Below are 24401 nucleotides of genomic sequence, written 5' to 3' on the forward strand. Positions count from 1 at the left end.
CGGAGTCGGTGTCCGCCTCGGGTACCTTGTGTGAGATGCGAGTGGTTCTGAGGCTGAGCCATCCCGGTGTTGCCCCTGAGGCCGCGCCGGACCCGGCAATGCGCGCCGCTCGCAGGGCGGGGAGGGATTTCGAACCCCCCTGTTCGACCCCCGGCGGGACGCGTCGCACAGTATGCAGCACGCGTACTCCTTCGCGCTGGAATATGCCCGAAGCGCTTGTTGGGGTGACTGAACGTCAATCATGCTGTCTCCCAAGGGGATCACGTTCGGTGACCCTGTGGAGTCGCGAGGCGATGTGTCCGCCGGTTCGGATGGTGTGAGCGGTGCAGGTGCTTCAAGTTCAGCTGGAGGTCGGGGCCGACCCGGCAGAGGTGGGACGGGCCAGGCGATGGGCCCGTTCGCGGCTCGCCGGCTCGGGGATACAGGCGGACGAGCCGGTCGCCGAGACGCTCATCCTGCTGATCTCGGAGCTCGTCACCAACGCCGTTGTGCACACGGGCTGTCCGGCCGTTCTGCGCATGCTGCTCCCGGACGTTCCCGGCCCCGCCGACGCACCCGGCACGGTCCGGGTCGAGGTGGCCGACAGCAGCGCCCGTCCGCCCAGGCCCCGGCACGCGGAGGGCGACGACACCAACGGCCGCGGTCTTGAACTCGTCGACGGCCTCGCCGACCGGTGGGGCTGGCAGCACGAGGGTGCGGGCAAGAGCATCTGGTGCGAGATCGACCGGTGTGACGCGGGCGTCGCCGCGGCCACGTTCGACGGGACGACCTATGACGACGCCGACGCGGGCGCCGATGCCGCGTACGAGGCCGTCTGAGCCGGTGCGCGCCCAGGTGGCCGGGCCGGTCTGAGCCCCCTGCCTGGACTTCTGCCCCCGTATGCGCCGTCGCGTGCCACGATGCGCGCGCCCGTGCGCGGGTAGGCCAAAGCAGGCATAAGCCGTTAATCGCCGAACAGGTATTGACGTAGCGTGTCCGATTGATCACGCTTGTGTGCAGCGATTCGCTGCGAGGGGACGTCGAGGGTGCTCAGTGACGGGAGGGTCCTTGACGAGACGTGGGTCGTGATTCGGCGTCGGTCCCTTCGGGGGCACGAGGGGCAGGGTCAAGCGCCGGAGCCGGATGGCGGCGCGCGCGGCATCGCGCTCGGGGCGGAAGCCGACGCGCCGCCTTTCCGGAGGGTCCCGGGAGGTTCCGGGAGGCTTGGGAGCCCTGAGGCTCGCTACAGCACGGCGACCGGTGCCACCGGCGTCCCCGTGCCGCCGATGAACGGCTCGGGCATCGCCGAGAGCAGGAAGGCGTAGCGGGATTCTTCTGCACAGGCTGTGGACAACTTTTCCAGATCCCAGTTCTGGCCCTGCAGCATCCCCATCTCGACCAGGTCGAGCGCGTGCACGGGCAGCCACAGGTTCTCGATCTCCGGCGGGAAGATCTCGAAGGTCAGGGTGTCGTTGGCGACCGCCGCGACGTCGTGCGCGTGGAACCACTCGGGCGTGCGCAGCGAGAGGCCCGGTGAGGGGTAGGCGTACGCGTGCTTGTCGCCCGCCAGATAGACCTGGAGCTGTCCGGTGCGGACGAGCACGATGTCCCCGGCCCGCACCGTGACACCCCCGAACTCCGCTGCCTCGTCCAGTTCTTCGGGCGTGACCGCGTGATCGCCGGGCAGCCGGTCGAGGCCCTTGGCGCGCGCGACGTCGAGCAGGACGCCGCGCGAGACGACGTACGGCACCTTGTCGATGCCGCTGTGCCGGGCGCCCGCGTGTGCGGTGATGCTGTCCGCGGGGCGGCCGTTGTAGATCTTTCCCGAGTGCGAGACATGGGTGAGCGCGTCCCAGTGGGTGGCCGTCTGCAGGCCCATGGTGACCGCGTCGTCGCTGGTGGCGACCGTGCCGGGGCCGAAGATCTGCTGGTTGATCTGCACCATCGTGTGGAGCGGGTTGACCCGCCCGGGGATCATCCCGGTCTGTACGCCGTCCTCCTTGAGCGGCAGCGCGAGCGGCACGCGCCGACCGCTGCGGACGGTCGCCGCGGCCTCGCGCACGACCTCGTCGGTGACGAGGTTGAGCGTGCCGATCTCGTCGTTCGACCCCCAACGGCCCCAGTTGTTCACGCGCTTGGCGATGTCGTGGAACTCGGGCGGCAGCGCGCTGGGTGCCGCGTCCGCGCCTGGTGAGTCTGACATGAGTCCTCCCCGGGGCTTGTCTTTCGGTATCTGACGGGTCATAGAATCTAACGGTCCGTCAGAAACCGCGGGAAGGGGCCGGGCGTGGGGAACTTCTTGGCAGGCAAGGTGGTGGCCGTGACCGGCGCCGGGCGCGGCATCGGCAGGGCCGTCGCGCTCGCCGCGGCAGCCGAGGGAGCGAGGGTCGTCGTCAACGACTACGGCGTCTCCATGGAAGGCGGCGAGCCGACCAGCGAGATAGCCGACGCCGTGGTCAAGGAGATCCAGGCCGCGGGCGGCGAGGCCGTCGCCGTCGCCGACGACATCTCCACCATGGCGGGCGGCCAGCGCATCGTCGACGTCGCGCTCGCCGAGTACGGGCGCGTCGACGGCGTCGTCTGCGTCGCCGGGATCCTGCGCGAACGCATGCTCTTCAACATGTCCGAACAGGAGTGGGACCCCGTCGTCGCCACCCACCTGAAGGGCACCTTCACCGTCTTCAGGGCCGCGTCCGCCGTCATGCGCAAGCAGGGCACCGGCACGCTCATCGGCTTCACCAGCGGCAACCACCAGGGCTCCGTCGCGCAGGCCAACTACAGCGCGGCCAAGGGCGGGATCATCTCGCTGGTGCGCAGCGCGGCGCTCGGCCTCAACAAGTACGGCGTGACCGCCAACGCCGTCGCGCCCGTCGCCCGTACGCGCATGTCGGCGAACGTGCCGATGGAGCTCAAGGAGATCGGCGAGCCCGAGGACGTCGCCGCCCTCGTCACCTATCTGCTCAGCGACCGGGCCCGCGAGGAGAAGATCACCGGGCAGGTCTACACGATCGCCGGACCCAAGATCGCCGTCTGGGCGCAGCCGCGCGAGCTGCGGGCCGGGTACGCGGACGGCGCATGGACCCCGGAGAAGATCGCCGACTTCCTGCCGGGGACGGTCGGCGTCGACCCCATGCCGATGCTGGCGCAGCTGGAGGCCATGGCCAAGGCGGCGGCCGCCAAAGACCGGCCGAACGCGTAGGCGGGGCCGTGGAGTTCGGCTTCGCGGCGGCCGACGAGGAGTTCCGTGCCGAGGCGCGGTCCTGGCTCGCCGAGCACCTCACCGGTCCCTTCGCCGCCTCGGTCGGCCGGGGCGGTCCCGGCAGCGAGCACGAGGACAGTGCGCAACGCAGGGCCTGGGAGCGCGAGTTGGGGCGCGGCGGCTGGATCGGCATCGGCTGGGACTCCGACGCGTACGGGAACCGGCGCGCCACTTTGACCCAGCAGGTCGTCTGGGCCGAGGAGTACGCGCGCGTGGGCGCCCCCGGACGCTACGGACACATCGGCGAGAACCTCCTCGCGCCCACCCTCCTCGCGTACGGAACCCAGGAGCAGCGGGACGAGTTCCTGCCGCCCATCGCGCGCGGCGACGCCCTCTGGTGCCAGGGCTACAGCGAGCCGGGCGCCGGATCCGACCTGGCCGGGCTGCGTACGGCCGCCGTGCGGGACGGGGACGCGTACCGGATCAGCGGCCAGAAGGTGTGGACGTCGCTCGCCCACGACGCCGACTGGTGCTTCGTCCTCGCGCGTACGGAGGAGGGCTCCCAGGGGCACCACGGCCTGTCGTTCCTGCTCGTCCCGATGGACCAGCCGGGGCGGATCGAGGTGCGCCCCATCCGGCAGCTGACGGGCACGAGCGAGTTCAACGAAGTCTTCTTCGACGGGGCACGCGCGCGTAGCGCCCATGTGGTGGGCGGCGAGGGCAACGGCTGGCGCGTCGCCATGGGGCTGCTCGGCTTCGAACGCGGGGTCTCCACGCTCGTCCAGCAGATCGGGTTCGCCGAGGAGCTCGGGGGCGTGCTGCGCGAGGCCGTCGCGGGCGGGGCGGCCGACGACCCCGTGCTGCGCGACCGGCTCGTACGGCAGTGGGCGGAGCTGCGGGTGATGCGGTGGAACGCGCTGCGGACGCTGGGCGGTTCGGGTTCGGGTTCGGGATCGGCTTCGGCTTCGGCTTCGGAGAAGGGCGGCTCTTCGGAGAAGGGCGGCGGGCAGGGCGACGCGGGCGCGCCGAGCGTCGCCAAGCTGCTGTGGGGGCGCTGGCACCAGCGGCTCGGGGAGCTCGCGATGAGCGTCAGGGGCGCGGCGGCCACCGTCGGGCCCTCGGACTGGTCCGAGGCATCCCCGTACGAACTCGACGCCCTGCAAAGGCTCTTCCTCTTCACCCGCGCCGACACGATCTACGGCGGCTCGGACGAGATCCAGCGGAACATCATCGCCGAGCGCGTGCTCGGTCTGCCGAGAGAGGCCAGGGGGCCTCGGTGAGGGGTGCGTGGTGAGGGGTGTCGTCTTCGACGGGAAGCGGGTCGAGGTCGTGGATGACCTGGAGATACGTGATCCGGGTCCCGGCGAGGTGCTGGTCGCGATCGCCGCGGCCGGGCTCTGCCACAGCGATCTCTCGGTGATCGACGGGACCATTCCGTTCCCGCCGCCCGTGGTGCTCGGGCACGAGGGGGCCGGGGTCGTGGAGGCCGTGGGCGCCGGGGTGAGCCACGTCGCGCCCGGCGACCACGTGGCCCTGTCGACCATCGCGAGCTGCGGGGCCTGCGCGGAGTGCAACAGGGGGCGGCCGACCATGTGCCGCAAGGCCATCGGCAGGCCCGACAAGACGTTCTCGCGCGGTGGGCGGCCGATCTACCAGTTCGCCGCCAACTCCGCCTTCGCCGAACGCACGATCGTCAAGGCCGTGCAGGCGGTGAAGATCGCCGATGACATTCCGCTGACCTCGGCCGCGCTGATCGGCTGCGGCGTGGTCACCGGCGTCGGCGCCGTGCTCAACCGGGCCAAGGTCGACCGGGGCGAATCCGTGGTGGTGATCGGCACGGGTGGCATCGGGCTCAACGTCCTCCAGGGCGCGCGGATCGCCGGTGCGACGCGCATCGTCGCGGTGGACGCCAACCCCGAAAAGGAAGCCGTGGCACGGCAGTTCGGGGCCACGCACTTCCTGCGCTCCACCGAGGGCGTCAAGGAGATCCTGCCGGACGGCGCCGACCACGCCTTCGAGTGCGTGGGCCGCGTCGAGCTGGTGCGCGAGGCGATCGACCTGCTCGACCGGCACGGCCAGGCGGTGCTTCTCGGCATGCCCGCCGCCACGGCCGAGGCGTCGTTCGTGGTCGCGTCGATGTTCCTCGACAAGTCCATCCTCGGCTGCCGCTACGGATCGGCGCGCCCCCAGCGGGACTTCGCGCTCTACGCCGAGCTGTACCGCGCGGGACGGCTCATGCTGGACGAACTGGTCACCGCCACCTACCCGGTCGAGGACTTCGCCAAGGCCGTGCAGGACGCGGAGGCGGGACGGGTGGCGCGCGGGGTGCTGACGTTCTGAAGCCGTTCGAGAGGCGGCCGGTCGCGAGGCGCCTGTGGATAACCCGTGGGCATTGTCAGTGCCGTCGCCTAGCTTCGGAACATGAGCTATCGCGAGGTCATGACCAAGGAGGTCGTCCGCTGGGGCGTCGTGGCCGTCGGCGCCCGGATGCCGGTGGCCGCGGCGCCGCTCGCGGTGGTCTTCCTCGTGCGCGAGCGGCCCGGCGGCTATGCGCTGGGCGCGGTGCTCGCCGCGGTGTACGTGATCGGCGAGATCATCGGCGCCCCGCTGCTCGGCGTGCGGCTGCGGGCCGAGCGGGCGCGGCCGCAGCTGGCCGTGGGGCTCGCCGTGGGCGCGCTCGGATTCGCCGCGCTCGGCGCGCTGCCCGGCGCGCACCCCGTGGCCCTCGGGCTCTTCGCCTTCGTCGCGGGCGCCGCCCCCGCCGCCGCGACCGGCGGCCTGCGCGCGCTCCTGAACAGCGTGGTGCCGGAGAAGGCCGCCGCGCAGGCGCTGTCCGTCGAGTCGATGCTGACCTTCGGGATATGGGCCGTCGCGCCCGCCGCCGTCACCGGGCTCGCCCTCGGCGTCTCACCCGCGCTCCCGCTCCTGCTCGCCGCCGCGCTCATGGCGTCCGCCGTCGCGGGGCTCTGGCTGCTGCCCGTCGGCTGGGATTCCGACGCGGACGACCGGGGCGGCGAGCCGATGACGCGGATCCTCGTGCGGGCCTGGCCGATCTACGTCACGGGCGCGGCCAGCCTGTCCATGCTCGCCCTCGCCGAGCTGGTGCTGCCCGCCCTCCTCGAACAGCGCGGCATAGCCGTGGGCTGGGCGGGGCCGCTGCTCGCCGGGCTCGCGCTCGGCTCCGCCGTCGGATCGTTCTGCTACGGCCTTCGCTCGTGGCCGGGGCGGCTGCGGACGCAGAGCATGGTGCTGATGTTCGCCGTCTCGGGCTGCCTCGCCCTGGTCGCCCTGCTGCCGTCCCTCGGCTGGCTGTTCGGCGCGCTCGGCGTCGCGGGAGTGCTGCAGGCGGGCGCGATGCTCACCCGGAACCTGTCGCTGCGCGAGGTCCTGCCGCCGAGCGCGCTCGCGGCGGGCTATTCGGTGATGTACGCGGCGGTGGGCGCGGGTTACGCGGCGAGCGGCTCCCTGGCGGGCGCCCTGCTCAGCGTCGCGTCGCCGTCGACGGCGATCCTGGCGGGCGTCGGCCTCAGCGTGGTCCTCACGGTGGTCGGGCTGCTCGGTGAGGTGCGGCCCGCACCGTCCACGGGGCAGGTCGTGTCCAGCGGGGCCGGCGCCTCCCCGGCTTCAGCGGACGGCGTCGGCGGGCGCGGCGACGACATCGCGGAACGTGCGGCGATACGCGGTGGGGGTGACGCCGAGCGCGGCCTGTAGGTGCTGGCGCATCGACTGCGCCGTGCCGAAGCCCGCGTTCCGCGCCACCTGGTCGACGGAGAGGCCGCTTGACTCAAGGAGGTGCCGCGCCCGCTCCACGCGCTGCTGGGTGAGCCACTGCCCGGGGCTGATGCCGACCTCCTCGCGGAAGCGGCGGGTGAACGTGCGCACCGACATGGCCTCCTGCTCGGCCAGGTCGCGCAGCTGGAGCGGCCGGTCGAGGCGGTCGAGCGCCCAGGCCCGCGCGGTGCTCGTGGTCGCCAACTGGGGCTCGGGGACCGGGCGTTCGATGTACTGCGCCTGGCCGCCGTCGCGGTGCGGGGGGACGACGGTGAGGCGGGCCACGGCGTTGGCGACGGCCGTGCCGTGGTCGCGGCGCACGATGTGGACGCAGAGGTCGACGCCGGACGCCACGCCCGCCGACGTCAGGACGTCACCGTCGTCGATGAACAGCACGTCCGCGTCGACCTTGATCTTCGGGAAGAGCCGCTGGAAGTGCTCGGCGGAGCTCCAGTGCGTGGTCGCGGGGCGGCCGTCGAGGTATCCGGCGGCGGCCAGGACGTACCCGCCCGTGCAGATGGAGATGAGCCGGGTGCCCGGCCTGATGTGCGCGAGTGCGGCGGTGAGCTCGTCGGTCAGCCGCCCCTCCTCGTACACGGGACCCAGTTCGTACGAGGCGGGCACCACGACGGTGTCCGCATCGGCCAGGGCCCCCGGCCCGTGTTCGACGAGGATCGCGTAGTCCGCGTCCGTCCGCACCGGCCCCGGTGGCCGGACGGAGCAGGTCACCACCTCGTACAGCCGGTGCCCCGCGGCGTCCCTGGCCCGCCCGAAGATCCGCTGAGGGATGCCCAGTTCGAACGGGATGACGCCGTCGAGGGCGAGGACGACGATGCGGTGGCGTGCGGGGGCGGGGTCTGTCCGTGTTCCGGGACGGTCGGCGGCCATGGCCCGATCCTAGCGAAGGCTGACCATCGGGCCACTCGTTCGGGTCGGATTCCGGCCGGATCCTTGCTGACGTGACCCAGACAATCGACCCGGCCGACGCGACGCGGACTCCCGGACCCGAGCGCGGGCGCCGCGCGTCCCGCATCCACCGCGCGTGGTTCGTCGCCGCGGTGACCTTCGTGACGATCATCGGCGCGGCCGCCTTCCGCTCCCTCCCCGGGCTGCTCATCGACCCGCTGAACGACGAATTCCACTGGTCGCGCGGCACCATCGGGCTCGCGGTCTCCATCAACCTCGCGCTGTACGGCCTGACCGCCCCGTTCGCCGCCGCGCTGATGGACCGCTTCGGCATCCGCAGGGTCGTCGCGGTCGCCCTCGTCGTCATCGCGTGCGGCTCGGGCCTGACGTACTGGATGGACTCGGCCTGGCAGCTGCTGCTCTGCTGGGGGCTGCTCGTGGGCCTCGGCTCCGGGTCGATGGCGCTCGCCTTCGCGGCCACCGTCACCAACCGCTGGTTCACGGCGCGGCGCGGCCTGGTCACCGGCATCCTCACGGCGGCCTCCGCCTCCGGTCAGCTGATCTTCCTGCCGGTGCTCTCCTGGATCGTCGAGGAGCACGACTGGCGCCCCGCCGCGGTGACGGTCGCGCTCGCGGCCCTCGCCGTGGTCCCCTTCGTCTGGCTGCTGCTGCGCGACCACCCGGCCGACGTGGGCCTGAAGCCGTACGGGTCAAAGGAGTTCGTGCCGAAGCCGCCGCCCGTCACGGGGGCCGCACGGCGCACGATCGGGGTGCTGGTCAAGGCCGCCCGCACGGGCCCCTTCTGGCTGCTCGCGGGCACCTTCGCGATCTGCGGCGCCTCCACGAACGGCCTGGTCCAGACGCACTTCGTGCCCGCGGCGCACGACCACGGCATGAAGATCACGACGGCCGCCTCGCTGCTCGCCGTCATCGGGGTCTTCGACGTCGTGGGGACGATCGCGTCCGGCTGGTTCACGGACCGCTTCGACGCCCGGCGGCTGCTCGCCGTCTACTACGCGCTGCGCGGCATCTCGCTGCTCTTCCTGCCGATGCTCCTCATGGAGACCGTCCACCCGCCGATGATCTTCTTCATCGTCTTCTACGGCCTCGACTGGGTGGCGACGGTCCCGCCGACGCTGGCCCTGTGCCGCGAGCAGTACGGCGACGACAGCGCGATCGTGTTCGGCTGGGTCCTGGCGTCGCACCAGGTGGGCGCGGCCTTGGTCGCCTTCCTCGGCGGTCTGGCGCGGGACACCTTCGGCTCGTACGACGTGGTCTGGTATGCCTCGGGCGCCCTGTGCGCGGCGGCGGCGCTGATGGCCCTGGTGATCAGGAGCGGCGATCAGGCGAAGGTGGGGCCCGTCGCGGCGTGACCGGTGGGACGGTCGGGTCAGGTCGGGTCGGGTCAGGTCGTGAACCGGCCGAACTTGCCGCGGTGGAAGAGCAGCGGCTCTCCGTCGGCATCGGCGGAGTCGGTGCCGAGCGCGTCGACGCGGCCGACCACGATCAGGTGGTCGCCGCCGGTGTGCACGGCCTGGACCGTGCAGTCGATCCAGGCGGGCGCACCGGTGAGGCGCGGCGAACCGGACACCGGGGCCGCGTCGTAGACCACCCCGGCGAACTTGTCGGCGCCGCTCACCGCGAAGCCGCGGCAGAGCTCGCCCTGGTCGGCGCCCAGGACGTTCACGCAGAAGACGCCCGCGCGCGCGATCCGGGGCCACGTCGTCGACGTACGCGCGACCATGAAGGAGACCAGCGGCGGGTCGAGGGAGAGCGAGGAGAAGGACTGGCAGGCGAAACCGGCGGGGCCCGCCTCGCCGTCCGCGGCGGGTGCGGTGACAACGGTCACGCCCGTCGCGAAGTTCCCCAGCACACGCCGGAATTCGCCCGGATCGAGCGGCGCCCGCTCGTCGTCGCCGACCGCGCGCAGTCGGGGGCGCGGCGGCGCGCCCGGGTACGGCCCGGCGGCGGCCGGGGAAGTTTCGACGGGCCCCGTAGTGGTGGGGGCCCCGACCGACCTGAGGTATCGGACGGCGGTGGCCGCCATCCCTGCGTGTCCCATCACATCCACCATTGAAGCTGACGGGGTGTCAGATGGGAAGGGTGCTGCCGGACCTCACCGGCCCCTTGCGTATCTTCAGGCCCATGAACTGGGGGAATGCCGTCGGAGCCGCGTCGCGGGGCGGCACGGGAGACGTCGCGGGCGGCGGCACGCGAGACGTCCGGGGCAGCATGGGAGACGTCTGGGACGGCAGCGGCATGACGGCCGCTGCTGCCGCGTGCGCGGCGCAGCTGCCGGTGGCGGGCTTCCTCGCGTACGTCCTCTCCCTCGACAACGACGACTACGGAGCGGGCGGCGGGCCCTACATCGGCCTCGCCTGCGTGATCGTCTTCGCGCCGCTGCTGCTGCCGCTCGCCGGAGTGGTGCACTCCGCGCTGCAGACGCTGCCCGCGATGGCACTGGGGCGCCTCGCGGACCGGTGGCGGCGGCGCCGGGGCAGGGGCAGGGGGCATGAGCGGGCCTGGTCCCTCGGGCTCTCGCTGGTCGGTCTGCTGCCGGTGGGCGCCGCGTGGGCGGCCTTCTTCGCCCTCCTGGGCGGCCCGTTCGTGGCACTGGCGCTGGGTGCCGCGGCGAGCGGCGTGGTGCCCGTCCTCGCGGTCGCGTACTGGCGGCGGCAGGCCGAACGCCTCGGCGCCACACCGCGCCGACGCGGGATCTGGCTCCGCTCGGCCCTCGCGTCCGTGGTCCTCGGCGTCGCGGTCGTGGGGCTCGCGGTGCCCGCCACGATGGCGGGCCTCATCAAGGAGTACGAGCCGCCGCAGCCCTCACCCCGGCAACTGGCGGGGGCCTGGCGGTCCGACGACGGAAAGGTCGCGTTCACGCTGGCGGCGGACGGGCGAGCGGTGGTGCCACGCGCGCGTGCGTCGTGCGGGGGCACCGGGACGTGGACGGTCGGCACCGGCGAGCCGATGAACGGCACGCCGCGGCGCCCGACGGTCGTGATCGAGGTCGGCACGTGCGGAGACGGCGCTCGGTCCTGGATGATCGGCGGCACGGAGGACGACCTCGAACTCTTCGTGGCGACCGGGGACATGGACGCGCCGGACATCGAGAAGCTGCATCAGAGGTAGGGGGCGGGTCGGGCCTCGGGGGAAGGGGGGCGTCAGCACCCTCCGTACGTAGTGGTCGGCAATGCCCTCCGTACCCGTACGTAGGGGTCGTCAACGCCCTTCGTACGACGGCGACCGGCGCTCCACAAAGCTCGCCACGCCCTCGTTCGAGTCCGCCGTGGTCATGTTGATCTCCTGCGCCGCGGCCTCGGCGGCGAACGCCGTGGCGCGGTCCGACTCCAGCGCGGCGTTGACCAGTTGCTTGGTCATCGCGAGCGCGCGCGTCGGCCCGGCGGCCAGGCGCTCCGCCCACTCCCGGGCCGTCTTCTCCAGCTCGTCGGCGGGCACCACGCGATTGACGAGCCCCAGCCGCTCGGCGTCCGCCGCGGACACCGCGTCCCCGAAGAACATCAGCTCCTTGGCGCGCTGCGGCCCGATGAGCCGGGGCAGCAGATAGGCGCCGCCGCCGTCCGGCACGAGGCCGCGGCGCACGAACACCTCGATGAACTTCGCGGGTTCGGCGGCGATGACCAGATCGCAGGCGAACGCCAGATGGGCGCCGATGCCCGCCGCGGTCCCGTTCACCGCGGCGATCACCGGCTTCTCGCAGTCGAGGACCGCGGCGATCAGCCGCTGCGCGCCCCGCTTGATGGTGCGGGCGACGTCGCCCGGCACGCGCTCACCGGTGGCGGGCGCGCCGCGCAGGTCGGCGCCCGCGCAGAACCCCTTGCCGGTCGCGGTGATCACCACGGCCCGCACGGCGGGGTCGGCCGAGGCGTCGGAGAGCAGCGAGATGACGCGTTCGCGCTGGTCCCAGGTGACGGCGTTCATGGCATCGGGACGGTTGAGCGTGATCCACGAGACGCCGTTGTCAGTGGTGTGGAGTATCAATGAGTCGAGGGGATCGCGGGGGGCTTCGGGGGAGGGTGTCATGGGGGATCGGCTCCGTTTCGTGCGGGCGGGAGTGCGGTGGCGTCGCGGGCCGGGCGGGCCTTCGGGCCGTTCACCGGCGGTCCGTTCAGCGGCAGACGGCGAGCGCGTCGAGCGCCACGGCGCCCTGCCCGCGGGGCAGCACCATCAAGGGGTTGATGTCGAGTTCGGCGAGGTCGTCGCCCAGTTCCAGGGCCATCCGCTGCACCCGCAGGACGACTTCGACGAGCGCGTCGACATCGGCGGGCGGCGCCCCCCTGACCCCGTCGAGCAGGGCGCGCCCCCGCAGTTCGGACAGCATCGTCTTCGCCTGGTCCTCCCCGAAGGGCGGCACGCGCACGGCCGCGTCCCTGAGGACCTCGACGAGCACGCCGCCGAGCCCGACGGTCACCGTCGGGCCGAACAGGGAGTCGTGGGTGACGCCGACGACCATCTCGACCCCCGGCTCGACCATCTGGCAGACCAGTACGCCGTCCAGCGCGATGCCCTCGTAGCGGGCGATGTCGGTGAGCTCCCGGTAGGCGTCGCGGATCTGGCTCGCCGAGGTCAACCCGACCTTCACCAGGCCCAGTTCGGTCTTGTGCGCGAGCTGCGGGCCGGACGCCTTCATGACGACGGGGTAGCCGACGAGCCCGGCCGCGCGGACGGCCGCCGCCGCGCTGGTCACCAACTGCTCGCGCGGTACGCGAATCCCGTACGCGCGCAGCAGCTGCTTCGCCGCGTGCTCGCTGAGCTGCTGGCCGGGCCGCATCAGGGCCTGGGCCTTGCGGAAGGAGGGCGAGGGGGAGCGCGGCGCCTCGTCGAAGGGCGAGCGGTAGCCGGCCGTGAAGCGGTGGTGGTCGAGATAGGCGCCCACCGCCGTGATGCAGTTGGCGAACGTGCGGAAGGTGGCGACGCGCGAGGAGCCGAGCAGCGTGTGGCGGTAGGCGTCCTCGGTGCCGACCGGCGAGCCCCACACCACGCACACCAGCTTGTCCGTCTGCTCCGCCGCGTCCACCAGGTCCTGCGCGAGCTTGTCGCTCATCGGCGGGAAGGGGCCGGTGATCGGACAGATCAGCACCCCCACCTCAGGGTCGTCGAGGATGGCGTCGATGATCTTGCGGCCGCGCCAGTCGCCGACCGGGTGGCCGCCGTTGTCGACGGGGTTGGCGACGTTCAGGTACTCCGGTATCCACTGGTGCAGTTCCGCCTGCTTGGCGGCGGAGAGCGTGGGAAGCCGCAGCCCGCGCTCGCTCGCCAGGTCGGAGAAGTGCGCGCCCGTGCCGCCCGAGATCGAATAGACGACGACGCCGTCGGCGCTCGGCCTGCGCGCCCTCGCCAACAGGGCGGAGGTGTCCTGGAGTTCATCGAGCCCGTCCACGCGGATCACGCCGAACTGCCGCATCGCCGCGTCCACCACCGCGTCGGCGCCGGTCAGTTTGCCGGTGTGTGAGGCGGCCATGCGGGCGCCGGTCTCGGTGCGGCCCACCTTGACGGCGACGACGGGCACCCCGCGCCGGGCCGCCCGGTCGGCGGCGAGCAGGAACGAGCGGCCGTCCTTGAGGCCCTCCACGTAGCAGGCGATGGCGCCGACCTCGGGGCGCTCGGCGAAGTAGGAGATGAAGTCGGCGGTCTCCAGGTCGGCCTCGTTGCCGGTGGGCGCCCAGTGCGAGAGGCGGACGCCGAGTTCCTGCATGGTGAAGACGGGGCGGCCCTGGTGCCCGGACTGGGTGATCAGCGCGATGGCGGGGCCTTCGAGGTCGTCGCGGAACCTCTCGAAGGCGTTGAGGTTGGTGTTCGGCCCGAGCAGCCTGAGCCCGGAGCGTCCTACGGCCGCGGCGAGCCTGGCCTGGGCGGCCGCGCCTGCCTCGCCGGTCTCGGCGAACCCGGAGGCGAAGGCGACGGCGAAGCGCACCTTCTCCTCGGCGAGCTGCTCGATCACGGGCCCCGGGTCGCCGACCAACAGCACGGCCAGATCGACCTGTTCGGGCAGGTCCGCGACGGAGGGGAAGCAGGGGATGCCGAAGACGGACTGACGGGTGGGGTGCACGGGATGCAGTCGCGCGCCGACCCGCTCGGACCAGGCGATCAGCTGCCGGGTGATGCCGGTGTTGGGGCGGCCCTCGGCGTCCGACGCGCCGATGACGGCGACGGACTCGGGCCGGAAGAAGCGATCGAGGTCGGGTACGTCGGAGTGCAGCGGTCGGCCGCTGACGTCCAGGTCGTCCGCCGTGGCGGCCCTGCCGTGGACGGCGGGGGGTGGGAGTTCGCCGCAGGCCACAACATGCGCGCGGCGGGGGTCGGTGGTGAAGGTGCCGTGAGTCGATCCAAGCATCGGTCCGCCCGCTCCTGTGTGACAGCATTTAACTGACGCATAGTCAGATTACTGAACTGACGCTGTGTCAGGAACAGGGCTGCAGGCAAAGGCTCGGCTCTGGCGGGGGCGCCTTGGGTGGTGGGTCGTGGGGTGGTGGGGTCGTGGGGTGGGTGCGGGCCTCGTTGTGGTTGCTCGCGCCGTTCCCCTCGCCCCTTGCGCCGTTCCTCGCGCCCCTAAACAGCTGCGCCGTTCCCCGCGCCCCTAAACGGCTGCGCCGTTCCTCGCGCCCCTAAACGGCTGCGCAGTTCCCCGCGCCCCTAAACGGCTGCGTTCCCTGCGCGAGCAACCCAGTGAAAAGCCGCACCCGCCAAGGAGCCTGGCGCGGCAGACGCGACCGCGGGTCTGTGAGGGCTGGCCGCGCAGTTCCCCGCGCCCCTTCGGGGGCTATCCGTGGCGGCGCGCTATCGCCTTCGCGATCTTCTCCGCGTCTCGGGAGAGTTCGCGGAGCATTCCGCTGATGGGGTTGGTGAAGCCGGTGAAGTAGAGGTCGGGGGTCTGGCGGAGGGTGTGGGGGCCGTGGGTGGTGGGACGGCCTCGGGGGTCCAGGGGGGTGAGGTCGCCGACCAGGTCTTCCAGGGCGCGACGGTAGCCCGTCGCGGCGATGACGGCCTCCGGGGCGATCAGGGTGCCGTCGGCGAGGGCGACCTTGCCGTCCTCGAAGGACTCCACCGCGGCGACCGGCTCGACGCGCCCCGCGCGCACGGCGTCGATCAGGCCCACGTCCTGGACCGGGATCGCCCCCTCGTTGACCCGCGAGTACAGGCCCGTGGCGGGGCGGGGCAGACCCTTGGCCGACAAGTCGGGGACGCTGATCCTGGCGAGCGGGCCCGACAGGCGGTCGACCAGGGCGACCGGGAGCCGTCGGCACAGGATGCCCGTGCGCTGCGCGGGCCACCCGGCCGTGGCCCTGCGCACGATGTGCGGCGCCGTGCGCACCGCGAGCCGCACCCGGGACGCGCCGCCCTCGACGAGGTCGACGGCGATCTCGGCGCCGGTGTTGCCGACGCCGACGACCAGGACGTCCTTGCCCGCGAAGGGGGCGGGGTTGCGATAGGCGCTCGCGTGCAGGAGTTCGCCGGAGTACGTGTCGAGGCCGGGCCAGTCGGGGAGGTGCGGGGTGTGGTTGTAGCCGGTGGCGACGACGACCGCGCTGCCCGTCAACTGCCGCCCGCCGGTGGCGTGCAGGAGCCAGCCGGTGCCGTCGGGCGCACGCTCGAGGCCGGTCACCTCGACGCCGGTGACGACGTCGAGGCGGTGGTACTCGGCGTACTTCTCCAGGTAGCGGACCACGTTGTCACGTGCCACCCAGCGGCCGAACGACCGGGGAATGGCCAGTCCCGGCAGGCTGGAGAGTCGACGTGTCGTATGCAGCCGGAGGCGGTCGTAGTGGCCGCGCCAGGAGGCGCCGACGCGTTCGGACTTCTCCAGGACGACCGCGCGTACGCCTCGTGCGCGCAGGGCCGCCGCCACGGAGAGCCCGCCGGGACCGCCGCCGATGACGTAGACGGGGCGGTCCTGCTGGGTCGTTAGCGGAGGTGTCGAGTCGGCCATGACTGGAGAGTAATCGCGCGATTACTTGATGGGTGACGGTCAAGTCCGGAACCGGTTGCGAATTGATCACGGGGTGTGTGCGGCTCCGGCCCCTTGCGCATCGGCCGCCCCGTGCGCTGAACTGACGTACCGTCAGAAACGCGTAACCGCCGACCGACGTGCGCGTACCCGCAAGCCGAAGTGGAAGAGGCCACGGCATGGACTCGATCTGGCTCACCGGCGCCGAATGGCTCGCCGTGCTCCGCATAGGCCTCGGTCTGTGGTGGCTGGAGAGCTGGCGCCACAAGGACAAGAAAGGCTGGTTCGAGCGGGGTACGGGCATCGCGTGGGCGTCCGACGTGGCCGCCAAGCACAAGTGGAACGCGGTCCGCAGCGGCTTCGACACGGTCGTCGCGCCCCGGCCGAAGACGATGGCGTACGTCGTCGTCTATGCCGAACTCGCCCTCGGGCTAGGCCTGATCGTCGGCCTCCTCACCCCGATCGCGCTGCTCGGCGGCCTGCTCCTCAACCTCCTCTACCTCGTCCTGATGATCCACGACTGGGCCGAGCAGGGGCAGAACGCGATGATGGCGCTCGCCTCGCTCGTCGCCCTCTTCGCCATGTCCTGGCAGAGCTGGTCGCTCGACAACGCGATCGGACTCTTCTGATGGGCGGCGGCATGGGCGGCGGCGTGAGCGGCGGCATGAGCGGTGGGGCGGGCGGCGTGCGGTTCGACCTTCCGGAGGCCGATGCCTTCACCCGCCCCTACTGGGACGCGGCGGCGGAGGGGCGGCTCCTGATCCGCCGCTGCGGGGCGTGCGGCGCCGCGCACCACTATCCGCGCGAGTTCTGCCCGCACTGCTGGAGCGAGGACGTCACCTGGGAGCGGGCGAGCGGCCGGGCCACGCTCTACACGTGGTCGGTGGTGCACCGCAACGACCTGCCCCCCTTCGGCAGCCGCGTCCCCTACGTCGCCGCGGTCGTCGATCTCGCCGAGGGCCCGCGCATGATGACGGAGATCGTCGGCTGTGCGGAGGGGGCGGGGGAGAGGGAGGGGGAAGGCCGGTCGCAGGGGGGAGGAGAGCTGCGGATGGGGATGGCTTTGGAGGTGGGGTTCCGGGAGGTCGGGGAGTTCGTGGTGCCGGTGTTCGGGCCCGCGGGGCGCGGGTAGCGACGGGCCGTGGGGCGGGGCCTGGGTGGCGCCTCGGTCGTCACCCAGGATGCGTCGCCGAAAAGTTTTTGTGCAGGTGGAGCGGCCCCATGCACCATGGTTCATGCCCTCCGAACCGCACCACGCCTGGCAGTTGACCACCGACCTCGACGGTTTTCTCGCGCGCGCCGAAGAGTTCCTGCACTCCGCGCCCGCCCCGCACACCGTCCTGCTCAGCGTCACGGAAACCCTGCGTGTGCGGGGGCTCCAGGTGTACGGGGAGGGGGCGCCGCTCTTCGGTACGTACGCCGATGCCGATGCCGATGCCGACGGCGACGTCCGCGGCGCCTTCGTGTGGACCCCTCCGCACCGCCTCTCCCTCAGCCCGCTCGCCCCCGAGGCCGCCGAGGATCTCGCCCGGCAGCTCGCCGACGTCAGCCCGGACCTGCCGGGAGTCGCCGCCGATGTCGCCACCGGGGAGGCGTTCGTCCGGGCCTGGCAGAAGCACACCGGGGCCTCCGCGTCGGCCGGAATCCACCAGCGTCTGTACCGGCTCGGCACCCTCACCCCGCCCGAGCCCGCACCCCCCGGCCGCGCCCGCGTCGCCACCGGGGCGGACCGGGAGCTCCTGTCGCGCTGGCACCAGGAGTTCGGCGAGGCGGTCGGCGAGCGCCCGGCGATGAACCCCGGCGAGTGGACGGACTCCCGCCTCACCTACGGAGGCATCACCCTCTGGGAGACCCCCGACGGCACCCCCGCCGCGATGGCCGGTGTCACCCGCCGCACCGCGGGCCAGGTCCGCGTCGCCCCCGTCTACACCCCGGCGGCCCTGCGAGGCCGTGGCTACGGGGGCGCGGCCACGGTGGCGGTCAGCCGCGCCGCCCTCGACGCGGGCGCGTCCGACGTCCTGCTCTTCACCGACCTCGACAACCCGACGAGCAACAGCCTCTACCAACGCATCGGCTACCGGCCCGTCCGCGACTACACCCAGTACGACTTCGCCTACTAGTGGGGCATCAGCTACCCGGCAACGGACGGACATTGGCTCCGCCGACGAGGCTCAGTCGAGTAGGAGCGTCACATCCCCCGAGCCGGCAGCCCGTCCGAGGTGCCGGAAAGTGAAGGACTGGCCGTGCTCCAGAGCGACGGGCCGGTCAAGTGTGATCGTCACATCGCCCCTGTGGAGCGGATGCAAGGTGTCCGATTCCCGGCTGAGCGTCACGTCACCCGTTACTACAGCGGTGCCGATGTAGCAGTGGAGCCGCTCACCAGTGCGTACTTCAGCAGCGCCGTGTTCCTCGGACAGCAGCGATATGTCCGCGGCGAAACGGGTGTGTTCGCTGATGGAGCCAGGTGCCGCCAGCGCCTGCCCTCGCTCAACCGCACCGGCCGCCGCCCCACGTATCAACAGGCCCACATTCATGCCCGTACTCGCCTCGTCGACGTACCGACGGCAAGCTTCGATGTCTCCTACGGTGACGATGGCGTCGCCGCCGAAGCCGACGATCTCCACCTCGTCGCCCTTGCGAACCCGCCCGCGCTCGATCCGGCCCGTCAGCATGACGATCCTGCCCTGGTTCCGGCGGAAGACATCCTCGACGCGCATCAGGAACGGCTTGCCCGGTGCGTCCATCCGGGTTCCCCTCCCCACGGCCAGCCATCAGCGGATCGCCGAGGATAACAGTGATCACAGGCCGAGCACCGTCCTCCTCGTCGGCCGGATCCCGTAGCGGATCGGTCAGATGTAATAATCGTCGTCATGACGATAACGGTCGAGGGTGTGCGGGCCGCGGTGCACGACATGTCCGCGAAGCTCTACGACGGGCAGAGGCGCGACCTGGTCGGGTTCACCATCCGCGACGGCTCCTACCCCTGGATCGAGGTCCACGACGGCGTCATCCACTGGACCCTGATGGAGCGCGGCGTGAAATTCGGCCCCACCACCACCGAGGACCTGCACGAGGCCATGCACTGGGTCGCCCTCGACGCCACCAGGTCCATGGCCATGTACTGGGAGCTGGGCCAGCGGGACAGGTGGCCCGAGGACCGGGACACTCGGATCGGCTGGAACGCCAAGCAGGTCGGACTCCTGCGCCTCCTCGACGATCAGTGGGCCGAGGAGTACCGGGCGGAGATCCCCGAGCGATGCCCGGGGGTCCGGCTGGAGGACGTGGACGCCCACCCCCTCGACGGCTGGGTCGCGATCGAAGCCGCCGACGAGTCCTTCCTCGCCCGGCGCTGGCGCAAGCTCCGCGACAAGCTCCGCGAACCCTACTGAGCGTCAGCGGCGACGCTAAGGCCACAGCAACTCGCGCACCCAGTCGGCGCGTTCGGAGGCCTCGCCGTTCCGTCGGTAGCGCAGTCGCACATGTCGTCGTCGCACGTCCCCCTGGAAGTACTCCACCTCGACCGGGTCGAGCACGTACAGCGTCCACGACGCCGCGTCCGCGTCCGGCTCGGCCGCCGCCCGCTCCCAGGCGCCCGTCGATGCCCGCGCCAACTCGTCCGAGGAGCTGAGGACTTCGCTCTGGTGTCCCACGAGCGCCGCCGCGAGGGCGCCGGTCGAGCGGGCGTGCAGATCCGCGATGCCCTCGTGGTGCGGGGCCTCGGCGACCCGGCCACGGACGCGGATCTGGCGGGCCTGCGCGGGCCAGTAGAAGTGCAGGGCGGCCTCCGGGCGGGCGGCGAGCTGGCGGCCCTTCGCGCTGGTCGCGTGTGAGGCGAAGTGCCAGCCGCGGTCGTCGGCGTCGTGCAGCATCACCGTGCGTACGTCGGGCAGGCCCGTCTCGTCCACCGTCGCCAGGCCCATGGTGTGCGGCTCGGCCTGCCCGGCGGCCACGGCCTCCGCGAACCACTCGTGGAAGAGGGGCAGCGGGTTTGCCGGTGCCTCCGCCGGGTCGAAGGCGGGCAGGTCGATGTCCCAGACCCGCTGCGCCCGCAGGAGGCGCTGAAACTCTGTGGGGGAGGTGGGGGAGGTGGGGGAGGTGGGGGAGGTGGGGGAGGTGGGGGATGCAGGGGAGGGAGGGGATGGGTGGGGAGGAGAGGGCTGTGCGCCGGATGAAGTCATGTGCCGATTGTGGCGCGTGGGGCTCTGTGCCTGGTGGGGGGACGAGTCGCATGGGCGCTGTTCACCCCCTCACCCCGTCACCCCCTCACCCCCGCCCCAACACCACCGTCCCCGAAGAGCAGAACCACCCACCCGTCCCCGAAGCCACCGCCAGTTTCGGCAGGTCGCCGTCGGGGCGGCGGACCTGTCCTTCGCCCGCCTGGCCGCGCAGTTGCCGTACCGCCTCCACGAGCAGGAACAGGCCCCGCATGCCCGGGTGTTGGGCGGAGAGGCCGCCGCCGTCCGTGTTGGTCGGCAGTTCGCCGTCCCGCAGCAGTCTGCCCTTCTCCACGAAGGCGCCGCCCTCGCCCTTGGCGCAGAAGCCGAGGTCCTCCAGGGTCACCATCGTCATATAGGTGAAGGCGTCGTAGATCTGCGCGATGTCGATGTCGGCGGGCCGCACGCCCGCGCGTTCGAACGCGAGGCGGCCGCTGATCGCTGCCGGGGAGACCGTGAAGTCGTCCCACTCGGACATCGTGGTGTGCGAGACGTGCTCGCCCGCGCCGAGCACCCACACCGGCTCGGACGCGCAGTCCTGTACGTAGTCCTCGGCGGCCAGCAGGACCGCGCAGCCGCCGTCGGAGCGTATGCAGCAGTGCAGTTTGGTGAACGGGTCCGCGATCATCGGGCCGCTCAGGACGTCGTCGACGGTGATCGGGTCGCGGTACATCGCGTCCGGATTGGCCGCCGCGTTCGCCCGTGCCTGGACGGCCACCGAGGCGAGCTGTTCGAGGGTCGTGCCGTATTCGTGCATGTGGCGGCGCGCGGCCATCGCGTACTTCGCGATCAGGGAGTGCCCGTAGGGGACTTCGAACTGCAGCGGGCCCCGCGCGCCGAACGACAGGTTGGACGTGCGCCGTTTCGCCTTGATGTCCGCGCGGGCCGTCGAGCCGTACACGAGGAGCACGGCGTTCGCCCGACCCGCCGCGATCGCCTCCGCCGCGTGCGCCGCCATCACCTCCCAGGTGGCTCCGCCGACCGAAGTCGAGTCCACCCAAAGGGGTTTGAGCCCCAGGTACTCCGCGACCTCGACCGGTGCGAGCGTGCCGAGGCCCGCCGACGCGACCCCGTCGATCACCTCGCGGCCGAGCCCGGAGTCGGCGAGCGCGCGACGGGCGGCCTGGGCGTGCAGGGCGTAGGGCGTGGCCTCGTCGACCCGGCCGCAGTCCGAGAGGGCCACGCCGACGACGGCGACCTTGCGGGAGGTGGAGCGGGTAGCTGTAGCCATGATTCTGACGGTACATCAGATAACCACTGCCGGTGGAGGGGTGAGATCGCTCCGGAACTCCGGGATTCCAGGACTCCAGGAGGGCGGGACCCGCCCGCCACCCCACCTCCCGTCACCACTCTGTGCATATCGCCGCCACCGGCCTAACATGACGGCCCGTCAGATCTGGGTCCGGGTCGTCCGACCCGGGGGAGGAGCCTGCCGATGGACGCCGCCTTCAGTGCGGAGCAGGGCGAGATCCGCCGCACTCTTCGCGAAGTGATCACCAAACGCTGCGGCCCCGACGAGGTCAAGGCCGCTGTGCGCACCCCTGCCGGGTACGACGCCGCCCTCTGGGCCGCCCTCGCCGAACAGCTCGGCCTTCCGGGGCTCGCGCTCCCGGACACGTATGGAGGCGTGGGCTGCACGCCCGCCGAACTAGCGCTTGGCTGCGAGGAGTTGGGGCGGGCCCTCGCGCCGTCCCCGCTCTTCGCCACCGCCGTGCTCGCCGCCCCGCTGATCCTCGCGCTCGGCACCGACGAACAGCGCGCCGAACTGCTTCCCCGCATCGCCGCGGGCGAGCTGACCGCGACGCTCGCCGTGCCCGGCGCCGGGCTCGCCACGGCGCTCGGCCTGGTCGGCGACAACACCGGCGACTGGGCCGGTGGCGGTCGCGCGGGCGGGGTGCAGGCCAGGCTCTCGGAGGGCGGGTGGCGGCTCTACGGGCAGGCCGAGCAGGTCCTCGACGGGCACAGCGCTGGGCTGCTCGTGGTGGCCGCGCACGCGGGTGGCTTCGCCCGTTCCCGTACGCTCCTCTTCCTCGTGCGCGAGGGAGCCGCGGGCATGGTGCGGGCGCGGCAGACCGCACTCGACGAGACCCGCACCCAGGCGCGCGTCGAACTGCGCGACGTCGAGGCGGAGTTGTTGGGCGACGACCAGGTTGTCGGCCAGGATGTCGGCCAAGGTGACGGCCAGGGTGTCGGCCAAGGTGACGGCCAAGGCGATCAGCAGGGTGGCGACCGGGTCGACGTGCCCGCCGCGCTCGCCGCCGTCGGCGACGTCGCCGCCACCGTCGTCGCCGCAGAGGCCGTCGGCGCCGCCGACCGGGTCATGGAGCGCACCGTCGAATACGTCAAGCAGCGCGAGCAGTTCGGCCGCGCCATCGGGTCCTTCCAGGCGGTCAAGCACCGCCTCGCCGACGTGTACGTCCAGGTGCAGGCCGCCAGGTCGGCCGCCTACTACGCGGCGTGGGCCGCGGGAGCCGAGGCCGCGGGCTTCGGCGGGCAGGGCGCCGAACGGGCCGGTGGGCTCGCCCTCGCGCAGGGCCTCGACGCGCTGCGCACCGCCGCGTCCGAGGCGGTACAGCTGCACGGCGGCATCGGCTTCACCTGGGAGCACGAGGCCCATCTGTACTTCAAGCGGGCGTCGAGCGACGAGCTGCTCTTCGGGCCCGTCCACCGGCTGCGGGCCCGCGCGGCCGAACGCGCGGAGCTGTTCGAGGAGGGCGTACGACAGGAGGCGGCCGTGCCCCACGCCGCCGCCGAGCTCGGAGAGGCCGTCTGATGCCACCGGGCGTACGTCTGATGCAGAAGGTGTCGTCCACCCGGACGTTCGCGAAAGTCGCGCCGCACTTCATCCCCGCGATGGACCGCGCGGTGCACCGGCTGACCCGCGGCAAGGTGCTGCTCAGCGCGAAGATGCTGCCGGGGGTGATCCTGACGGTGCGGGGGGCCAGGAGCGGGCTCCCCAGGCGTACGCCGCTGGCGTGCATGCCGCAGGAGAGCACGGGCGGCTGGGTGCTCATCGGCTCCAACTTCGGGCGCCCTGGGCACCCCGCCTGGACCGCCAACCTGCTGGCCCACCCGGACGCCGACGTCAACTGGCGGGGCGCGGACATCCCGGTGCGGGCGCGGCTGTTGGAAGGGGAGGAGCGGGCGGCCGTATGGCAGGAGGCGCTGGTGTTCTGGCCGCCGTACGCCGCGTATCAATCCCGGATCGAGCGGGAGATCCGCCTGTTCAGGCTGGAGCGCCGCTGAGTGGACCACTGGGCGTGCGGCCGAGTGTGCCGCTGAGCGCGCCGCTCCCGAGCAGCGCTGAGACCACAGCGGCGGATCACCTCCATGAGGCTGATCCGCCGCGCGGCTGACAGGAATCGCGTGCTGCTGAGGTGCCGACGAAGTACCGCCGAGGCACCACAGGGAAGAGTGGAAGGGAGCCCTCGGGCTACTTCGTCGGCTTCTTCCCGGTCACGCCCAAATGCACCAACAATGCCAGATTCGGCTTCAGTTCGGCCTGCTTCACACCCCAGGTCTGGAAGCCGCGCTGGTGCGAGGCGACCGCGGCGAGCATCGCGACCAGGGAACCGGCCATCGCCGCGGGGCTGACGTCCTTGTCGACCTTCCCCTTGGCCTGCAGCTCCTTCACCGTGTCGGTAAGGGAGTTGTTGACCGAGTTGAGGATCTTCATCCGGATCTTGTAGAAGCGCTTGTCGCCCTCGGCGGCGCCCAGGTCGACGACGCGCAGGATCGCGTCGTTCTTGCGCCAGAAGTCGAGGAACCCGTCGACCAGGTCCTGGGAGGTCTGCCAGCCCGCCTTGCCGACCCATGAGCGGCCGTCGAGCAGCTGCGTCAACTCGGCGCCCTCCGCGGCCATTTGCTCCGCGATTTCCAGGACCGCGCCTTCCACGTCCGGGAAGTACTGGTAGAACGTCGCGGGTGAAGTGCCCGCCTTCCGGGCGACGTCGATGACTTTGACGTCCCGGTAGGGCGAGGAGCTGAGCATCTCGCTGAGGCAGTCGAGCAGTTTCTGACGTGTCGCCTGACCACGTCGACCGGCCACACGGCCGTCGACGGTACGTACCTGTCCTGTCATGCCGTCAGCTTACCGAGGGGTGATCGGAGCGCGATTCGGCCGAGTGCAAATGGGGTTGGGGCGCGTAGGGGCGGCCCTCCGCGCGTCCGGAAATAATTGAGCAAATGTTCGAATCGTGGTGATGTGGGGGCGGGGATTTGTCCTTAGACACCCCGATCCCGCCCCGGGTTCGCCACGACCGGCTCGGACAGGAAGAATCAGGGTGCGTGCCGCCGTAGCGGCTCGGTGGTGAGACGCTGCACGGGGCTGCCTTGTACGGCGGCCGCGTACGGGGAGGTGGCAGGG

Annotated in this window: 23 protein-coding genes; 13 read left to right on the forward strand and 10 right to left on the reverse strand. The window is 71.9% G+C overall.

Going from position 1 to position 24401, the window contains the following annotated elements; translation table 11 throughout:
- Positions 1-323: 323 nt before the first annotated feature.
- Positions 324-818: an ATP-binding protein gene (locus CP970_RS24430; protein ID WP_055552497.1), complete on the forward strand. Its 495-nt coding sequence runs from the start codon at positions 324-326 to the stop codon at positions 816-818.
- A gap of 404 nt (positions 819-1222) precedes the next feature.
- Here CP970_RS24430 and CP970_RS24435 read toward each other — a convergent pair whose 3' ends face one another.
- Positions 1223-2182 carry a cyclase family protein gene (locus CP970_RS24435; RefSeq protein WP_055552495.1) on the reverse strand — a complete coding sequence of 320 codons (960 nt, stop codon included), beginning with the start codon at positions 2180-2182 and terminating at the stop codon, positions 1223-1225.
- An 84-nt stretch (positions 2183-2266) separates the two neighbouring features.
- Here CP970_RS24435 and CP970_RS24440 point away from each other — a divergent pair, with 84 nt between their 5' ends.
- The 4 genes from CP970_RS24440 (at position 2267) to CP970_RS24455 (ending at position 6889) form a co-directional block, all read left to right on the forward strand.
- A complete protein-coding gene (locus tag CP970_RS24440) occupies positions 2267-3178 on the forward strand; it encodes an SDR family NAD(P)-dependent oxidoreductase (protein ID WP_055552493.1) in 912 nt (303 codons plus the stop codon).
- An 8-nt stretch (positions 3179-3186) separates the two neighbouring features.
- A complete protein-coding gene (locus tag CP970_RS24445; protein WP_055552491.1) occupies positions 3187-4458 on the forward strand; it encodes an acyl-CoA dehydrogenase family protein in 1272 nt (423 codons plus the stop codon).
- Between the two features lie 10 nt (positions 4459-4468).
- Entirely contained in the window at positions 4469-5518 is a 1050-nt protein-coding gene (locus CP970_RS24450; protein WP_055552522.1) for a Zn-dependent alcohol dehydrogenase, read from the forward strand.
- 81 nt (positions 5519-5599) lie between these two features.
- Positions 5600-6889 (forward strand): MFS transporter, encoded by a 1290-nt coding sequence (locus tag CP970_RS24455; protein ID WP_079043817.1) that lies wholly within the window; start codon positions 5600-5602, stop codon positions 6887-6889.
- Here the strand turns inward: CP970_RS24455 and CP970_RS24460 are convergent.
- The gene (locus tag CP970_RS24460) at positions 6803-7837 is read right to left on the reverse strand and encodes a GlxA family transcriptional regulator (RefSeq protein ID WP_055552488.1); all 1035 of its coding nucleotides are present in this window, start codon (positions 7835-7837) and stop codon (positions 6803-6805) included. The two genes, CP970_RS24455 and CP970_RS24460, sit on opposite strands and share 87 nt — an antisense overlap.
- A 71-nt stretch (positions 7838-7908) precedes the next feature.
- On the opposite strand from CP970_RS24460, the gene CP970_RS24465 reads away from it, so the two are divergent.
- Positions 7909-9228, forward strand: coding sequence for an MFS transporter (locus CP970_RS24465; RefSeq protein WP_055552486.1), 1320 nt, complete (start codon positions 7909-7911; stop codon positions 9226-9228).
- A 32-nt stretch (positions 9229-9260) separates the two neighbouring features.
- On the opposite strand, the gene CP970_RS24470 is transcribed toward CP970_RS24465, so the two are convergent.
- Positions 9261-9917, reverse strand: a complete 657-nt coding sequence (locus CP970_RS24470) for a flavin reductase family protein (protein ID WP_079043816.1) — start codon at positions 9915-9917, stop codon at positions 9261-9263.
- Between the two features lie 83 nt (positions 9918-10000).
- Between CP970_RS24470 and CP970_RS24475 the strand changes: the two genes are divergently transcribed.
- Positions 10001-10987, forward strand: coding sequence for a hypothetical protein (locus tag CP970_RS24475; protein WP_150493895.1), 987 nt, complete (start codon positions 10001-10003; stop codon positions 10985-10987).
- Between the two features lie 90 nt (positions 10988-11077).
- Here the strand turns inward: CP970_RS24475 and CP970_RS24480 are convergent, their stop codons facing one another.
- The 3 genes from CP970_RS24480 to CP970_RS24490 form a co-directional block, all read right to left on the reverse strand.
- The gene (locus CP970_RS24480) at positions 11078-11899 is read right to left on the reverse strand and encodes an enoyl-CoA hydratase/isomerase family protein (protein ID WP_150493897.1); all 822 of its coding nucleotides are present in this window, start codon (positions 11897-11899) and stop codon (positions 11078-11080) included.
- 85 nt (positions 11900-11984) lie between these two features.
- Positions 11985-14210 (reverse strand): acetate--CoA ligase family protein, encoded by a 2226-nt coding sequence (locus tag CP970_RS24485; protein WP_150493899.1) that lies wholly within the window; start codon positions 14208-14210, stop codon positions 11985-11987.
- A gap of 426 nt (positions 14211-14636) precedes the next feature.
- Positions 14637-15803, reverse strand: coding sequence for a flavin-containing monooxygenase (locus tag CP970_RS24490; protein ID WP_150493901.1), 1167 nt, complete (start codon positions 15801-15803; stop codon positions 14637-14639).
- A 197-nt stretch (positions 15804-16000) separates the two neighbouring features.
- Between CP970_RS24490 and CP970_RS24495 the strand changes: the two genes are divergently transcribed.
- The 3 genes from CP970_RS24495 (at position 16001) to CP970_RS24505 (ending at position 17941) form a co-directional block, all read left to right on the forward strand.
- Positions 16001-16450, forward strand: a complete 450-nt coding sequence (locus CP970_RS24495) for a DoxX family membrane protein (RefSeq protein WP_055555120.1) — start codon at positions 16001-16003, stop codon at positions 16448-16450.
- Complete coding sequence (locus CP970_RS24500; RefSeq protein ID WP_398655680.1) at positions 16450-16953, forward strand: Zn-ribbon domain-containing OB-fold protein; 504 nt, start codon at positions 16450-16452, stop codon at positions 16951-16953. The genes CP970_RS24495 and CP970_RS24500 overlap by 1 nt, the downstream gene beginning before the upstream one ends.
- Positions 16954-17056: 103 nt before the next feature.
- Positions 17057-17941, forward strand: a complete 885-nt coding sequence (locus CP970_RS24505; RefSeq protein ID WP_150493902.1) for a GNAT family N-acetyltransferase — start codon at positions 17057-17059, stop codon at positions 17939-17941.
- A gap of 51 nt (positions 17942-17992) precedes the next feature.
- Here CP970_RS24505 and CP970_RS24510 read toward each other — a convergent pair whose 3' ends face one another.
- Positions 17993-18565, reverse strand: coding sequence for an EF-Tu/IF-2/RF-3 family GTPase (locus tag CP970_RS24510; protein ID WP_055556604.1), 573 nt, complete (start codon positions 18563-18565; stop codon positions 17993-17995).
- Positions 18566-18691: 126 nt separating this feature from the next.
- Here CP970_RS24510 and CP970_RS24515 point away from each other — a divergent pair, with 126 nt between their 5' ends.
- Positions 18692-19210 (forward strand): Imm63 family immunity protein, encoded by a 519-nt coding sequence (locus CP970_RS24515; protein WP_055556606.1) that lies wholly within the window; start codon positions 18692-18694, stop codon positions 19208-19210.
- Positions 19211-19225: 15 nt separating this feature from the next.
- On the opposite strand, the gene CP970_RS24520 is transcribed toward CP970_RS24515, so the two are convergent.
- A complete protein-coding gene (locus CP970_RS24520; RefSeq protein ID WP_150493904.1) occupies positions 19226-19999 on the reverse strand; it encodes a pyridoxine/pyridoxamine 5'-phosphate oxidase in 774 nt (257 codons plus the stop codon).
- An 85-nt stretch (positions 20000-20084) separates the two neighbouring features.
- Positions 20085-21266 (reverse strand): thiolase C-terminal domain-containing protein, encoded by a 1182-nt coding sequence (locus tag CP970_RS24525; protein ID WP_150493906.1) that lies wholly within the window; start codon positions 21264-21266, stop codon positions 20085-20087.
- 204 nt (positions 21267-21470) lie between these two features.
- On the opposite strand from CP970_RS24525, the gene CP970_RS24530 reads away from it, so the two are divergent.
- Complete coding sequence (locus CP970_RS24530; RefSeq protein ID WP_055544322.1) at positions 21471-22808, forward strand: acyl-CoA dehydrogenase family protein; 1338 nt, start codon at positions 21471-21473, stop codon at positions 22806-22808.
- Positions 22808-23281, forward strand: coding sequence for a nitroreductase family deazaflavin-dependent oxidoreductase (locus CP970_RS24535; RefSeq protein WP_055544321.1), 474 nt, complete (start codon positions 22808-22810; stop codon positions 23279-23281). Before CP970_RS24530 ends, CP970_RS24535 begins: the two co-directional genes overlap by 1 nt.
- A 187-nt stretch (positions 23282-23468) precedes the next feature.
- Here CP970_RS24535 and CP970_RS24540 read toward each other — a convergent pair whose 3' ends face one another.
- Positions 23469-24116, reverse strand: a complete 648-nt coding sequence (locus CP970_RS24540; protein WP_055544320.1) for a TetR family transcriptional regulator — start codon at positions 24114-24116, stop codon at positions 23469-23471.
- Positions 24117-24401: the final 285 nt, after the last annotated feature.

The sequence above is a fragment of the Streptomyces kanamyceticus genome (assembly GCF_008704495.1).
GTDB lineage: Bacteria > Actinomycetota > Actinomycetes > Streptomycetales > Streptomycetaceae > Streptomyces > Streptomyces kanamyceticus.

Bases quoted from the DNA above. Each gene is read 5' to 3' on its own strand.
- CP970_RS24475 (WP_150493895.1), top strand. From the start codon at position 10,001: ATGAACTGGGGGAATGCCGTCGGAGCCGCGTCGCGGGGCGGCACGGGA.
- CP970_RS24540 (WP_055544320.1), bottom strand. From the start codon at position 24,116: ATGACAGGACAGGTACGTACCGTCGACGGCCGTGTGGCCGGTCGACGT.
- CP970_RS24505 (WP_150493902.1), top strand. From the start codon at position 17,057: ATGCCCTCCGAACCGCACCACGCCTGGCAGTTGACCACCGACCTCGAC.
- CP970_RS24455 (WP_079043817.1), top strand. From the start codon at position 5,600: ATGAGCTATCGCGAGGTCATGACCAAGGAGGTCGTCCGCTGGGGCGTC.
- CP970_RS24485 (WP_150493899.1), bottom strand. From the start codon at position 14,210: ATGCTTGGATCGACTCACGGCACCTTCACCACCGACCCCCGCCGCGCG.
- CP970_RS24480 (WP_150493897.1), bottom strand. From the start codon at position 11,899: ATGACACCCTCCCCCGAAGCCCCCCGCGATCCCCTCGACTCATTGATA.
- CP970_RS24515 (WP_055556606.1), top strand. From the start codon at position 18,692: ATGACGATAACGGTCGAGGGTGTGCGGGCCGCGGTGCACGACATGTCC.
- CP970_RS24535 (WP_055544321.1), top strand. From the start codon at position 22,808: ATGCCACCGGGCGTACGTCTGATGCAGAAGGTGTCGTCCACCCGGACG.
- CP970_RS24520 (WP_150493904.1), bottom strand. From the start codon at position 19,999: ATGACTTCATCCGGCGCACAGCCCTCTCCTCCCCACCCATCCCCTCCC.
- CP970_RS24525 (WP_150493906.1), bottom strand. From the start codon at position 21,266: ATGGCTACAGCTACCCGCTCCACCTCCCGCAAGGTCGCCGTCGTCGGC.
- CP970_RS24435 (WP_055552495.1), bottom strand. From the start codon at position 2,182: ATGTCAGACTCACCAGGCGCGGACGCGGCACCCAGCGCGCTGCCGCCC.
- CP970_RS24495 (WP_055555120.1), top strand. From the start codon at position 16,001: ATGGACTCGATCTGGCTCACCGGCGCCGAATGGCTCGCCGTGCTCCGC.
- CP970_RS24460 (WP_055552488.1), bottom strand. From the start codon at position 7,837: ATGGCCGCCGACCGTCCCGGAACACGGACAGACCCCGCCCCCGCACGC.
- CP970_RS24500 (WP_398655680.1), top strand. From the start codon at position 16,450: ATGGGCGGCGGCATGGGCGGCGGCGTGAGCGGCGGCATGAGCGGTGGG.
- CP970_RS24510 (WP_055556604.1), bottom strand. From the start codon at position 18,565: ATGGACGCACCGGGCAAGCCGTTCCTGATGCGCGTCGAGGATGTCTTC.
- CP970_RS24470 (WP_079043816.1), bottom strand. From the start codon at position 9,917: ATGGGACACGCAGGGATGGCGGCCACCGCCGTCCGATACCTCAGGTCG.
- CP970_RS24530 (WP_055544322.1), top strand. From the start codon at position 21,471: ATGGACGCCGCCTTCAGTGCGGAGCAGGGCGAGATCCGCCGCACTCTT.
- CP970_RS24490 (WP_150493901.1), bottom strand. From the start codon at position 15,803: ATGGCCGACTCGACACCTCCGCTAACGACCCAGCAGGACCGCCCCGTC.